At 70.6% G+C, this 13,036-nt stretch carries 15 protein-coding genes; 9 read left to right on the top strand and 6 right to left on the bottom strand.

Features of this window, described 5'->3' with window-relative positions:
- Positions 1-6: 6 nt before the first annotated feature.
- Both GCL84_RS12045 and GCL84_RS12040 read right to left on the bottom strand, forming a co-directional pair.
- A complete protein-coding gene (locus GCL84_RS12045; protein ID WP_235926170.1) occupies positions 7-600 on the bottom strand; it encodes a hypothetical protein in 594 nt (197 codons plus the stop codon).
- 74 nt (positions 601-674) lie between these two features.
- Positions 675-1,223 (bottom strand): hypothetical protein, encoded by a 549-nt coding sequence (locus GCL84_RS12040; RefSeq protein ID WP_156755529.1) that lies wholly within the window; start codon positions 1,221-1,223, stop codon positions 675-677.
- Between the two features lie 327 nt (positions 1,224-1,550).
- On the opposite strand from GCL84_RS12040, the gene GCL84_RS12035 reads away from it, so the two are divergent.
- The 3 genes from GCL84_RS12035 to GCL84_RS12025 all read left to right on the top strand — a co-directional run bounded on the left by GCL84_RS12035 (position 1,551) and on the right by GCL84_RS12025 (position 4,018).
- Positions 1,551-2,168, top strand: a complete 618-nt coding sequence (locus GCL84_RS12035; RefSeq protein ID WP_197523190.1) for an ABC transporter ATP-binding protein — start codon at positions 1,551-1,553, stop codon at positions 2,166-2,168.
- A gap of 12 nt (positions 2,169-2,180) precedes the next feature.
- On the top strand, positions 2,181-3,563 hold the full coding sequence (locus tag GCL84_RS12030) for a DUF6297 family protein (RefSeq protein ID WP_156755527.1): 1,383 nt from the start codon (positions 2,181-2,183) through the stop codon (positions 3,561-3,563).
- A 179-nt stretch (positions 3,564-3,742) separates the two neighbouring features.
- Positions 3,743-4,018, top strand: coding sequence for a hypothetical protein (locus tag GCL84_RS12025; RefSeq protein WP_156755526.1), 276 nt, complete (start codon positions 3,743-3,745; stop codon positions 4,016-4,018).
- 159 nt (positions 4,019-4,177) lie between these two features.
- On the opposite strand, the gene GCL84_RS12020 is transcribed toward GCL84_RS12025, so the two are convergent.
- A complete protein-coding gene (locus GCL84_RS12020) occupies positions 4,178-5,332 on the bottom strand; it encodes an oxygenase MpaB family protein (RefSeq protein ID WP_156755525.1) in 1,155 nt (384 codons plus the stop codon).
- A gap of 72 nt (positions 5,333-5,404) precedes the next feature.
- Between GCL84_RS12020 and GCL84_RS12015 the strand changes: the two genes are divergently transcribed.
- On the top strand, positions 5,405-6,448 hold the full coding sequence (locus GCL84_RS12015) for an AraC family transcriptional regulator (RefSeq protein WP_156755524.1): 1,044 nt from the start codon (positions 5,405-5,407) through the stop codon (positions 6,446-6,448).
- Between the two features lie 27 nt (positions 6,449-6,475).
- Here GCL84_RS12015 and GCL84_RS12010 read toward each other — a convergent pair whose 3' ends face one another.
- Entirely contained in the window at positions 6,476-7,933 is a 1,458-nt protein-coding gene (locus tag GCL84_RS12010) for an alpha/beta hydrolase (RefSeq protein ID WP_156755523.1), read from the bottom strand.
- Positions 7,934-8,144: 211 nt separating this feature from the next.
- Here GCL84_RS12010 and GCL84_RS12005 point away from each other — a divergent pair, with 211 nt between their 5' ends.
- Entirely contained in the window at positions 8,145-8,630 is a 486-nt protein-coding gene (locus GCL84_RS12005) for an SRPBCC family protein (RefSeq protein ID WP_156755522.1), read from the top strand.
- Positions 8,631-8,645: 15 nt separating this feature from the next.
- Here GCL84_RS12005 and GCL84_RS12000 read toward each other — a convergent pair whose 3' ends face one another.
- The gene (locus GCL84_RS12000) at positions 8,646-9,503 is read right to left on the bottom strand and encodes a C39 family peptidase (RefSeq protein WP_235926169.1); all 858 of its coding nucleotides are present in this window, start codon (positions 9,501-9,503) and stop codon (positions 8,646-8,648) included.
- 194 nt (positions 9,504-9,697) lie between these two features.
- Positions 9,698-9,928, bottom strand: coding sequence for a hypothetical protein (locus GCL84_RS11995; RefSeq protein WP_156755520.1), 231 nt, complete (start codon positions 9,926-9,928; stop codon positions 9,698-9,700).
- Between the two features lie 349 nt (positions 9,929-10,277).
- On the opposite strand from GCL84_RS11995, the gene GCL84_RS11990 reads away from it, so the two are divergent.
- From GCL84_RS11990 to GCL84_RS11975, 4 genes are all read left to right on the top strand, one after another.
- The gene (locus GCL84_RS11990) at positions 10,278-10,652 is read left to right on the top strand and encodes a hypothetical protein (RefSeq protein ID WP_156755519.1); all 375 of its coding nucleotides are present in this window, start codon (positions 10,278-10,280) and stop codon (positions 10,650-10,652) included.
- Positions 10,653-10,665: 13 nt separating this feature from the next.
- A complete protein-coding gene (locus GCL84_RS11985; RefSeq protein ID WP_156755518.1) occupies positions 10,666-11,115 on the top strand; it encodes a hypothetical protein in 450 nt (149 codons plus the stop codon).
- Positions 11,116-11,534: 419 nt separating this feature from the next.
- Complete coding sequence (locus GCL84_RS11980; RefSeq protein ID WP_235926168.1) at positions 11,535-11,753, top strand: MbtH family protein; 219 nt, start codon at positions 11,535-11,537, stop codon at positions 11,751-11,753.
- Between the two features lie 396 nt (positions 11,754-12,149).
- On the top strand, positions 12,150-13,019 hold the full coding sequence (locus GCL84_RS11975; protein WP_197523189.1) for a phytanoyl-CoA dioxygenase family protein: 870 nt from the start codon (positions 12,150-12,152) through the stop codon (positions 13,017-13,019).
- The last annotated feature ends 17 nt before the right edge of the window (positions 13,020-13,036 follow it).

The raw sequence follows: 13,036 nt of genomic DNA, 5'->3' as shown, positions 1-13,036 counted from the left end.
CCGACATCACCGCGTCGCCGGGGCGAGGCCGTCGAGCAGCCCGAGGATGGACGACGCCTTCTCGGCGGACAGCAGCCGCAGGCCCATGAAGTTGTCCCCGGGGTTGAACCCCGGCAGCGCCCACACCTGTTCATAGGGGATGTGCGGGCGGCACAGGGCGCGGAAGCTGTAGACGTTGCTCCACAGGCAGCGCGCCGGGTCCGGGCGCCACAGCGCGCGGGCGAAGCCGGGGTTGCGGAAGGCGTGGCCGACCTCGCCGACGGCCAGGACGTGCTTGCGGCCGGTGAGGAGCACGACGTCCCCGGCCACCAGCAGGTCGGCGCGCTTGTCGTGCTTGTCGGAGGCGCCCCAGAAGTGGGCCCGCCCATCCGGGTGCTGGGCGTCCAGGGCAGCCGCCTGGTCGTTGGTCAACGCCTCCGCGAGCCGCGGCGCGCGGTAGTCGACGAGCCGGTCCAGTGTGTCGGCCCAGTGCCTGCGCGCGTGCTGGTTGCCGAACGAGGGCTGGATGACCACGTGCCGCGCGGGTGCGGTGGCCGAGCGGCCCCCGGCGGGCGCTGCGCCCCGCCTGGCTCGCGTCGCCCCCGTCGAGGTCCTGCTCATGGGACCCAGGCTAACCCAGCGACGAGTCGGGTGCGGGGAGCCCGGCCCCGGCCTGCCGGGCTCCTCGGCGGGTGTCAGAGCTTGAACAGTCGGTACTCGTAGTTGAAGCCGGTCCCGCAGTTGCTGCCCATGCGGGTCGCGGTGTAGGACCAGCCGGGCGGGGGGTAGCAGGCCCAGGCGCCGTTGGTCGGGATGACGATCTTGTACTCGTAGTTGAAGCCGGAGCCGCAGTTGAGGCCCTGGCGGACGCCGTAGTAGGTGTGTTCGGAAAGGACTGTGCACATCCAGATGCCGGTGCTGGGGGTGGCGAGCTTGTACTCCCAGGAGATGGCGGCGGGGTTGCAGTTGCTGCCCTGGCGGGCGCCGGTGTAGGACCAGCCGGAGGGGACGGTGCAAGCCCAGAGGCCGTCCGCGGGTGCGGTGACGTTGTACTCGTAGGGCGAGAAGCCGCAACTGCTGCTGTGGCGCGCTCCGGTGTACGTGCTGCTCGCCGGGTAGGTGCAAGACCACACGCCGGTGACCCCCGCGGGCGCGGACGTGGCCGTGCCGGCCCCAGCCACCAGCGCGGCGGCCGCGAGCAACGCCACCGCCATCATGCCGAACACCCGTCTGTACCTGGACATAACCCGGTTCCTCTCAATCATCGAGAAATCGTCCGCACGAGCAAACCAGTCAGTGGGCCTGACGCTCGTCCGCCACTGGGGTGGCGGCCACCGCCATTGGGGTGATCACGTTGCGCACCCGACCGGCCCGCGGTGAGCACCTCCCGGCGCCCCTGCGGATCGACGTGGCGGAGGCCCGGTGGAGCGTTCGGCGAGCAACGACTGCCTGACGGGTACCGTTCGCTGTTGGGCACCGCCGGGGTGGCCCTCGCCGCTCTGCGGGCCTTCACCGCTGCGGTGGGTCATGGGAGGGATCTGAGCGACATGTCATCGGGGTCTGGGGAGGCCGTGATAGCGGTGGTGGGCGCGGACAAGGCGTTCGGGGACCTGGTGATCCTGGACGACGTCAGCTTCGTCGTGCGGCCGGGTGAGGCGGTGGGGGTCGTCGGCGCGAACGGGTCGGGGAAGTCGACTTTGCTGAAGTGCGTGATGGGGGTGGAGGAGTTGGATTCGGGCGAGGTGTTGCTCGATGGGGCCACGTTCGACGAGGCGAGCCCGGCGGTTCGGGCGGCTGTGGCTTGTCTGTTGGACGACATCGACTTCTTCCCGGACATGTCGGTGATCGAGCACCTGCGGCTGTGCGCGTGGGCGCACGGGGCGGAGGGGCCCGAGGCGGCGGCGGCGCGCGTGGCGGAGGAGGTCGGGCTGGGGGCGGCACAGGACCAGTTGCCGGTGACCTTGTCGACCGGGCAGCGGCACCGGCTGGGGTTGGCGTCCTGTTTCGTCCGGCCGAGGAGGTTGTTGGTGCTGGACGAGCCGGAGCAGCGCTTGGACGCCGAGGGGATGCGGTGGCTGACGAAGAGGTTGGTGCGGGAGAAGGAGCGCGGCAGCGGGTTGTTGATCGCCTCGCACAACGCGGGGTTGCTCGACGCGGTGGTGGATGTGGTTGTTGAGGTTGGTGTCTAGGTGCTCCGTGGGATGACGACAGAGGTGCCGACCGCGGGTGCGGCGCGGCGGGTACTGCGGTCGTACCGGTCGCGGCGCGTCTCAGCGCGGCAGCGGCTGGCCGATCTGGTGCTGGGCGCGGCGTATGTGGCGATGGTTCTGGGGCTGGGGGCGGGGGCGGCGCAGGTCGGGTTCGAGCGGGCGGTGGCCAGGGCGCCGGACGGCGGGGCGTTGGTGCTGCGGCAGTGGGGCGTGGCGCTCGGTGTGGTGCTGGTTACCGCCGCGTGGGCGAAAGTGGCACTGGTGCTCGGGCCGGTGCTGGTGCGTGGACCAGCGCAGTCGTGGTTGTTGAGCACACCGATCGACCGGCGGGCGCTGCTGGGCGGGCGGTTCGTGGTCGTGCTGTGGGCCGGGTGTGTCAGCGGCGCGCTGGTCGCCCTGCTCGCGGTGATCGCTGGTGGCGGTGAGCAGGACGCCGTCGTGGGAGCGCTCGTGGCCGGTGGGGCGATTGGGGTCTCCGCAGCGGCGACCGCGGTGTCGGCGCAGACAAGCGCGGCTAGGGTCCGCCGGGTGCAGGTTGGCCTGAACGTCGTGCTGGGCTTGTGCGCCGCGGGCATGGTCGCGGTTCCGGTGGTGCGCCCCGGGACGTTCCCGACCCTGCCCGCGGGCGGCGTGGTCGTGGCTGTCGTCGTCGCGGGTGTGGTGGTCTGGTTCGCGCAGGCGGGCCTCGCGCGGCTCAGCCGGGCCCAGCTCGCGGTCGGCGCGGACGTGGCCGAGGCCACGACGGTGGCGACCACGTTCCTGGAGCCGACGATCCTGTGGGGCGTCCTGCTCGTCAAGCGCGCCCGCCGGGTGGGGCGGGTGCGGTCGGTGCGGTTGCGCGGCAACCGGTTCACCGCCCTGGTCGCCGCCGACCTCGTGCGGGTGCGGCGGGCCTGGACGGGGCTCGCGGTGTGGGTCGGGCTGCTGCCGGTGCCGTACCTGGCCGAGGCCACCGTCTCCCCCGCCGCGCTCCCCGCCGTGCACGTGATCGCGGCCTTCCTCGCCGCCGACCGGCTCGCGGGCGGGCTCAGGATCATCTGCCGGAGTCCCGCCCTGCGGCGGCTGCTCGGGGGCGGCGACCGGGAACTGGTCCTGGCCCACCTCGTGGTCCCCGCCACCGGGGCCGTGGTGTGGTGCGCGGTCACGGCGCCCGCGTTGCCGGGCATGGCGGCGGTGGTCTGCGTGCTGTCCGCGGTCGGGTCGGTGCTCGTCATCCACCGCATGGCGGCGCGCCCCCCGATCGAGTACACGAACCCGGTGCTGGAACTGGGTTTCGGCACCGGCGGGATGCCCATTTGGCTCTCGCTCCAACTCAGCCGGGGCCCGTCACTGCTGGTGATCCTGGCCTGGGTCCAGGTCGCCCTCGCGGGCTGACCCGCGACCTGTTCGGCGGATGCGCGCGATCCTGGTCGCCTTGAGCCGATTGGGTATCACCACGTCGATCTTGGTCTCCCGCGCGCCTGCGACCGCCCCAAATGGACCTACTCCTCGGGCACACGATCAATTACTGTCCGTACGAGATCGCACCGATCCTGACGGAGACGAGGAACCACATGCGTGCTCTCCTACGCGGAGTCGCGGCTGCCACCCTGGCCTCAGCCATCGCCATCTCGATGCCGGTGGTCGCCGCGGCGGCCAGTCCGAACGACCTGTGCCGCACCAACAGCTCCGCGACCCTCTACACGAGTCCGACCTCGGGCATCTGGGTTCCCGAGAACTCGCTGGTCCGCATCCTGGATTACCGGGGGCCGTACCACTACCTCGCCCGCTACGACGGGACCGTGGGCCAGCTCGAGCGCAGCAGGGTCATCCAGTCGAGCTGCTACTAGCGCGGATGAGCTGCCCAGTCGTCCCTGCGCCGCACCGTCGGACTGAGCGGCACCGGTACTCGGTCTAATCGTTGTGCCAGAACGATTGTGGGCGCTCCTGCCCGGGTCGACACGGGAATCGATCCGGGTGGGGCCTGGATTCGGCGCGACCGCGATCGGTCACGTGGATTCAGTGGCCTGGTGGCGGGCGGGTCGGCCCGCCAAGCCGCGGTCGATGGTGTTGGCGATCCACGTGCGGCCTGCGCGTTCGGCTCGGGGGCGCAGGAGGGCGGAGCGGAGCAGGGGGTCGGCGAGGCGGGCGGCCGTGGCCGCGCCGCGAACCGCCAGGGCGGGGATGGTCGAGCGGGGGATGCCCAGGTCGTCGGGGATGTCGGCGTTGATCTCGGGGACCAGCTCGCGGCTGAGGAGCCTGCGCAGGAGCGCGGCGTAGAAGGCCGGGGGTGCGGGTGGGCCGACCTCGAGGGCGGGCAGGCCCTCGAACAAGACCCGGATCAGCGAGCGGGAGTCCTCGGTCGGCGAGTAGAGGCCTTGCGCCAGGCGGGCGTCGATGACGCGCTGGTCGGCGTTGGTGGAGCAGGTCAGCTCGGGCGGGGCGCCGATCAGGCGGGTGATGTAGCGCCACATCAGGTAGTGGCTCTCGGCCTCGTCGGGGTCGGGTCGGCCGCCCGCCTCGGCGATGGCGCGCAGCCGGATGGCGCCGAACAGGAAGGTCCCGCCGGTCGTCTCCAGCGCGTTGATCGGCACCGGGCTGTCGTGGGCGGCCGTGCGCTGGATGCCGGTGCGGACCATGGTGTGCATGAGCCGGACGCGGACCACCCGCTCCCAGCCGGGGCCGCCGGGGCGCATGCTGTCGACGTCGAGCGCGGCGGCGAACAGCGTCATGCTCTCGAACAGCCGTCGGGGCAGCAGGCGGCGCAGGTTGTCGCCGCGGCCGAGCACGGCGGCGACCTCGGCGTTGGTGTAGGTCATGGCCAGCGAGCTGAGCAGGCCGACGAGGAAACCGTGCGGGTTGCGGGAGCCGAACGCCGCGCCGGGGCGCATGGCGTCGAAATCGGCCCAGGACGGGACGGTCTCCACGTCCAGGAGCAGCGCCTGGCACGCGGGGTCGCCGTCGGCGGCCATGGCCCTGACCGCGAGCAGGGCGTCACCGCGGTGGCCCGCGTGCCGGATGGCGTGCCACGCGGCTTCCGCCAGCGGGTCGCCCACCCGCAGCCAGGGGGTCAGCTCGACGGTGGCGGGATCGACGTGGACCTCTCGCGCAGACTGGGCCGCGAGGGCGCGGCACGCGTCGACGATGGCGTGGTCAGTGGTCATGGGAGAAGCCTAGGAAGCGGGCGACCGCGCGGTGAATGCGTTCTCGGGACACCTATTTGCTAGTTTGGGACAGTGGGGCCGGGCAAGCCGAGATGGGACTACCGCCGGAGCAACCTGGCCGTGCGCGGGATGGTGCTGCTGGGCGCCCGGCGCGACATCCCGGTGAGCAGGCTGCTGGCCACCAGCGGGCTGGACGCCGCTGACCTGGCGGACGACGGGGGCACGGTCGAGGCGGCCCAGGAACTCGCCGTGGCCCGCGCCCTGGTCACCGAACTCGGGAACCCGCCGGGGCTGGGCGGGGAGATGGCGGCGCTGAGCAACCTGGGCAGCTTCGGCCTCCTGGGGTTCGCCATCCTGTCCAGCCCCACCGTGCGCGACGCGGCCCGGGTGGCGCTGCGGTACCTGGAGCTGGGGCACGCCTTCGTCACCCTCACCGCGACCGAGACGCCGACCAGCGCACGCCTGGCCATCGACGACGACCTGCCCGACGACCTGCCCGACGACGTGCGCGACTTCCTCGTCGAACGCGACCTCGCGGTCATCCTCGGGGTGGTCATCCCCGGGTTCCTCGGCTCCGCCGCCCAGGCCCGCCAGGGCGAGATCCACCTCGCGCTCCCGTTCACCGCCGACCGGGGCGCCGCGTTCGCGGCGCTGCTGCCCACGCGGAACGTCACCTACGGCCGGCCCCGGACCCTGATCACCATCCCGGCCGACATCCTCGACCACCCCGCCGCCCTGCCCAACCCCGACACCGCCCGCGTGTGCGAGCAGCAGTGCCTGGAACTGCTGCGCAGGCGCCGCCACCGGGACGGCCTCGCCGCGCGGGTGCGGGGCAGGCTCCTGCGCGATCCCAGCGACATCCCCACCGCCGCCACCATCGCGGCCGAGTTGCACATCGACCGGCGCACCCTGCACCGCCGCCTGTCCGCCGAGGCCACGACCTTCCGCGCCCTCCGGGAGGAGGTCCGCCACACCCTCGCCGTCGAGATGCTCACCACGCTGCGCCTGGCCATCCCCGAGGTCGCCCACCGGCTCGGGTACGCCAGCCCGTCCGCCTTCACCCACGCGTTCACGCGGTGGACCGGCACCCCGCCCAGCCGCTACACGAGTGCCTGACCCCGGCGGCGGCGGCTCACGCGGTGATCAGTCGGGCTCCGCGGCGCAAGCGAGGTCGCGCTCGGGGTGTTCGCCCGCGGTCAGGAATCTGGTCACCGTGTCGTTCGCGCAGTCGTTCTCGGCGAGCAGGAGGTAGGCGCCGTGGCCGCCCTGGTCGGCGGTGACCAGGCGGGCGCGGTCGCCGAGCGCGCGGCGCAGTTCCCGGGCGCCGACCAGCGGCGTCCCCGGGTCGCGGAGGTTCTGCACCAGCAGGACGTTCGACGGGCCCCGGTCCCCGATGCGCACCCGCGGCTCGACCGGCTTCGGCCAGAACGCGCACGGGCCGATGTTGGCCCCCGCCGCGCCCAGCATCGGGTAGCGGACCCGGTCCACGGCGACGTCGCGCTGGTAGCCGCGCACCGAGGTCGGCCAGCGCGAGTCACCGCAGATCACGTGCAGGCGGCTCGCGAACACGTTGTCCAGGTCGCCCACGGGCGCCGCGATGGGCGGTGGCTGGCCGGTGTCGAGCGCCCGCCAGATCGCGGCGAGGTTGGGCATGGTCAGGTCGGCGTAGAGCTTCTCGAAGGTGATCCCGCGGAACAGGGACCCGTCGATCCCGTGGACCGGCGTCTCGTCCAGCTTCGCGGCCAGCTCGAAGAACTTCGCCCCCACCTGCTCCGGTGTGCTGCCCAGCCCGTGGTGGGGGTTGGCGGCGGCGAACTCCGCGAAGTCCGGGAACCGCTCCTCGAGGCCGCGGCCGAACCTGCGCATGGCCGTGATGTCGTACCCGCCCGGTCCGAGGTTGCTGTCGAGCACGATCCGGTCGCCGCGCCGCGGGAACATCGTCGCGTACACCGCGCCGAGGTACGTCCCGTAGGAGGCGCCGAGGTAGGACAGCCGCGGCTCGCCCAGCGCCTCGCGGATCAGGTCCATGTCGCGCGCGGTGTTCGCGGTGGTGATGTGCGGCAGCATCCAGGCCGTCGCCGAGGTCGCGCACTGCCGGGCGACGGTCTCGGCGAACTCGGCCTGCTCCACGACGTCGGCCGCGGTGTCCGGGTACGGCAGGTTGCCCCGTGAGATCTGCTCCGGCGTCAGGTCGCAGGTCACCGGCGCGCTGTGGCCGACACCGCGCGGGTCGAACCCGATCACGTCGTAGCGGTCCCGCACGCCCTGGGGCAGGGGCGTGGGGAGAGCGGGGTTCGCGAGGATGCCCGGGTAGTCCAGTCCCGCGCCACCCGGACCGCCTGGGTTGGTCAGCAGCACACCGCGCCGCCGCGCCGGGTTCTCGCTCGCCAGGCGGGAGATCGCGATCTCGATCTTCCGACCGCCTGGATGTCGGTAGTCCAACGGGACCTGGAGCGTCGAGCACTCCAGGCCGGGCGAGGTGACGTCCGCCGGGCACGGCCCCCACCGCAGCGCCTCCGGCGCCTCCGCCTGCGACACCACCGGGACCACGACAACCGCCGCCACCGCGGCGGCGAGAGCCACCGACACAGTTCTCCGCATTCGACTTCCTCCTGACGGCGCGCTCGACGCCGGCGCCACTGGGTGAGCGGCCAGGGCTCGCACAGCCCTGGCGACACCCAGTTGAACCTGTGCCCCTACGGCACAGTCAACAGGGGCGAGTGCGGCCCGCCTGGCCCCGCCGTCGTTCACGCGCTTCCCGCACAGTGCCATAGTCCGTACAACGAGCCAGTTCGAGGACAGTGGAGGACGTATGCGCTACCGGGACTGCCCGACCGTGGAGGTCAGCGAGCGGATCGATACCACACCGGAGGCCGTGTGGGCGCTGGTCACCGACATCTCGCTGCCGGTCCGAACCTCCGCGGAGCTGCGGGAGGTGGAGTGGGTGGAGGGTTCGGAGGTCGCGGTCGGCAACCGCTTCCGCGGCCGCAACGAGCACCCGGACATCGGGCAGTGGCACACCGAGTCGGTGATCGTCGAGGTCGAGCCGCTGCGCCGCTGGGTGTACGACGTCCAGGGCCCCGACGGCCCCGTGGCGACCTGGGGTTTCGAGGTCGACCCCGGCCCCGGTCCGGTCACCCTGCGGCAGTGGGCGCGGATGGGCCCGGGCAGGTCCGGCCTGTCGGCGGCCATCGAGTCCATGGCCGAGAAGGAGGGCCGCATCGTCGCCCGGCGGCTCGCGGGGTGGGAGTCGGGCATGCGCGCCAACCTGGCCTGGGTCAAGCAAAGCCTGGCCTGACCGCCGGGGGTGGGATCAGAGCAGGACGGCGGCCCGCCCCAGGTGGTTGTCCCAGTAGGCGGCCAGCACGGACCGACCGGCGCGGTACACCACCGGTCGCGAGGCCGGGTCCAGGACGAGGTACTCGCCGGTCGCGGCGTTGTAGCCCGCCACGGTCAGGAAGTGCGCGACGTTGGCGCCCGACCAGGGCAGATCGATCATGTTGCCCGCCATGACGGCCTGGCCACCGGCGCGGACGTGGGACAGGGAGGCGTCGAAGCCGGTCGAGAGGGTGCTGCCGAAGCCGTTGGCCGCCAGGGCCCGGCGCACGTCGGTCTCGTTCGTGCCGAACTGCGCCGGGTTGTTCCAGGTCGGGTCGTACCCCATGTCGCGGCGGGCCTGGTTGACGGCGGCGACCGGGTTGGCCGGGTTCCAGCCGCGCGGGGCGGCGCCCGCCGCGAGCAGGGCGGACACGACGCTGGCCGGTCCGCAGTCCTCGCCCTGGTTGGGCTGGCCGTGGAACTGCGAGACCGGGATCAGGCTGGGCGCGCTGGACCCGCCGCAGTCCGGCACGCCGGGTATCCGGTAGTCGTGGCCGGTGGCCATGTACGCGTCGGCGAGGTAGCCGCCGAGCGCGGGCACGTAGTCCCACAGGTCGCTGGTGAAACCCCTGGTGTTGGTCACCGACTGCCCGGCGGCCTGACAGGAGACGTCGACGGCCCGGCCGTCCCAGACCAGGCCGAGCGAGGCGCTGGCGCGGGTGGGCGCGGACCGGACGCTGAGCCCGTCGCCGTCGGTGTTGCCGACGGTGGCGGGGGCGGCGGACGCGGTGGCGGGCAGCCCGACGGCCGTCGCGGCGGCGAGGGCCAGGGCCAGGGCGAGTCGACGGATCACCAGGGAAGTGTGTGTCCCCTCCACCCGGCTGGCAATCAGTTCGCCAACAACTCGCGATTTCGCGCCGTCCCGATCGCGGCCGGCACGGGTTCCAGCCCCGGGAAAGCCGCCACTCGGCCTAACGACTCACCGGTTCGGACGCGGCACAACGGCGCAAGCACGCACCGGAATCACCAGCGCGAGCAGGCTGGGGGTCAGGTCCATCCCTTGCCGCGCCCGGTGTCGCGGTCGAGGATGCCCGTGATGGGCAGCGGCGGGAATTCCGCCGAGCGCGGGAGGGGGTACTCGTCGATCTGTCCGGTGCGGACGTTCCAGCGGACGAGACGGGGCGGGAACTGGGCCGGGAACACGAGGGGGTAGGCACTCTCCCAGGTCGGGCCGCGTTCGCGAGATTCGCTGACCAGGGACACTTTCGGCAATGTCACCGAAGCACACGTCGACCGATTCAGCTCCACACATAAGGGACATTCGGCAGCTATGGCTGGGTTCACGCTATCGTGTGGACACATCCTGAAGCCTCACCCAAGTGGCTACCATTTCCTACCTTCGGGGTGATAGAACACCACTCGCACAGGTGAACTTGATTTTCATGGCCGTTTCCCACTCCTCGCGCTGGTAAATTCTACGGCTGTCCGGATAGACAGGGCCGCAGTTACAAAAACTGTCGGCTCATGGTAAATGAGCCTTCGAATCGAAGTGCCATCCAACATAGGAGGGGAAATTGTGAGAAAGTTCGCACGAGCTATACTGATAATTTCCACCGTTGGCATAGCAATGTTCCTCGGGACAGGGATTGCCAGCGCCGCCACTCTGTACATCGACGAAGTTCAACACGGCGTGAAGCGGCCCGTGGCCATCTCCGAATGCCGGGCCGACGGTTCGACGTGTCAGATCGCCGCCGGAAAGACGATCAGCGCCTCGATCACCGCCGGGCTCGGGGTGACAGTGGGCGCGATTAACGCCTCTTTGCAGACGCAGTACCAGCAGACCTACACGGTGACGACCACGTGCACCTCCCCGGTGCTCAAGCGCGGGCAAGTGTACATTATGTTCCCGAGGGGAGACTTCGTGTTCTTCCGGGTCGACGACAGAAAAGGCACAGCCTTCCTGCCGACAGGGGTGTTCTGCGAGGTGCACAGCGATTGGTGAGAGGATATTTCCGGTGATCAGCAGGAGCGGCACGTCCATGGTTCTGGCGGTAGCGACCGCTGGCCTGGTGACAGTGTCGTGCACGAATCAACCCTCTGGCGATGGCTCAGACACTTCGCCTTCCACGCAGACATCGACGACCTCGTCCGGGGGAGCAATCCTCGGGGTTCCGGCCCCGCATGGTGCCCCTCCGGCCGAGTGCGCCGAACCGATTGTCGCACGCAAAAAGAATGTACCCACCGCGGAGTTGACCGTCCTCGGGCGAGAAGGTGATCAATTCGCCTATGAGATAACGAAGAAGGATGGTTCACGAGTTTCGGGCCAGAGTGGCGTGTTCACGGCCGGCCAGACGGATGTCATATTCACCACGGGTGTGCCGAACAGTCAGATTCAACTGGTCACCATCACCGCGCAAGGCCACGACGGCGAGACCGGGAAGTGTGCTATCACCACAATCAAGTAGTCCAACTCCGAGCGGCCGCTTGGACTGGACCTCACTCGGGCGATGCGGCCGATGCGCGCTCATCGGCCGCATCGCTGCCGCTGCGAGATGCTCAGCCTGGGAGTGCTGCTGCCCGGGCAGGTCGTCGGGTAGAGGACTGCCGCCCGGGGCGGTTCGAGTGCGAGCCTGCCGGACAGGGCGAAGACGATCTTGTGGCGCAGCATGTCGCCGTGGGGGCGTCGGTGGGGCGCCACTCATCGCGGGAACAAAGACAGCAACGTCAACCTCGAGCGCCCGTCACGATCTGTATATCTCCGCCTGGTTGACGTACCCTTGCTTCGCGCGATCAGAATTCACACCGCGTGAAATACGAGCCACATTCATCAATGAACGGTCTCGGACCTGTCCGCCGTCCGAGGCCGCTGACCGGAGGTCCCGACGTGACGAACCCGTTCGACGATGACAGCGGCCGCTTCCTCGTCCTGGTCAACGACGAGAACCAGCACTCGCTGTGGCCCTCGTTCGTCGACGTCCCCGCGGGCTGGACGACCGTCCACCCCGAGGACAGCCGCGAGGCATGCCTGGCCTACATCGAGCAGAACTGGACCGACATGCGGCCCGCCAGCCTGATCCGGGCGATGGCCGAGCAGCGGGACTGAGCGGCCCGGCTCGTCACCCCACGCGATCAGCGCCCGCGGCCTGGTCGAGTCGTTCGGCGCGGTGGCCGCGCTAAACGGCGTCGACTTGGCCGCGCGGGCGGATCAGGGTCACCGCTCAGCACACCGCCGTCAGAAGATCGGCGTGCCGGTGGACCATCGCCGCACAGCGGTGATCGCGGTGTTGTTCGGCACGAAGTCGAGCATGCGGCGACCCGACCCCGGACCTGTGCCTGCGTTGCACCTGGTTGCTGAACTCCGTCGGATAGGGGTCGACCGCAACTGGGCCAACGGGGTCTCCCCGTTGGCGAACGGGCCCATCGAGGGAACGCACCACTGCGGCGAAAAGGTATTAACGATCTGCTTGGCATGTACGTTTTGCGAGGTTATCGTGGTTGTGTGACGAACGTTGACACGGTGCGCAGGCTCAAGTTCGGGCGAGTGCGGGAAGTCGCGGGAATCCTGGGGCAGACGGTCGCCTACGACCTCGACAAGGTTCGGCGGTATCGGCGGCCTGTCGACGCCCCGGTCGAGGTGCGGGCGTACGCGCAAGCGTTGCGGCGCGACGGTTACGCGCTCATCCCGGGGTACCGGTCCGCGCGGGAGTGCGCGGAGTGGGCCGACCGGATCATGGCGGCGATCCCCTCGCCGCCGGACCCGGGAACTGGCAGCGACGACGACTACCTGGTCTACTCCGGATCGCGCAAGGCCGAGCTGCCCTCGGGCGGGGTGGTCGAGTGGCGCAACGCCGACGGCGTGGACGGCAAGGACAAGGGGATCACCTGCGTCTACCACGTCGACCGCGAGTTCCCCGAGTTCGCGGAGCTGCGGTCGGACCCGATGGTCTCGGCGATCATCTCGGGGGCGTGCGGGCGTGAGCTGCCCTCACGGGCGTTCAAGTGCTTCATCAACGAGTCCACCGGGCAGACCAGCGACTACCACGTCGACCAGACAGCGCAGGACCAGTTCAAGACGTTCCTGTTCCTCACCGACGTGACCGAGCAGGCCGACGGCGCCCACTCCTACGTGCCCGGCACCCATCTGCCCACTGTGGACCGGTACCTGAACTACGGCTGGAACATGGTCGACAGCAGCCGCTACGAGTTCGACATGACGCTCATGCCGACCAGGCAGCCGGTCGACCTGCTGTGCCCCGCGGGAACCCTGGCGATCGTCGACATCACCGGGGCGCACCGGGCGCTGCCGCAGGCCCAGGGCAGGCGGCGGATCGTGCTCAACAACTGCTTCGACGACTTCACCTACGGCTGACGGCGTGGTGCGCGGCT

The organism is Actinokineospora pegani (genome assembly GCF_009745975.1).
Lineage (GTDB): Bacteria > Actinomycetota > Actinomycetes > Mycobacteriales > Pseudonocardiaceae > Actinokineospora > Actinokineospora pegani.
This window is presented reverse-complemented; position numbering and strand designations above follow the sequence as displayed.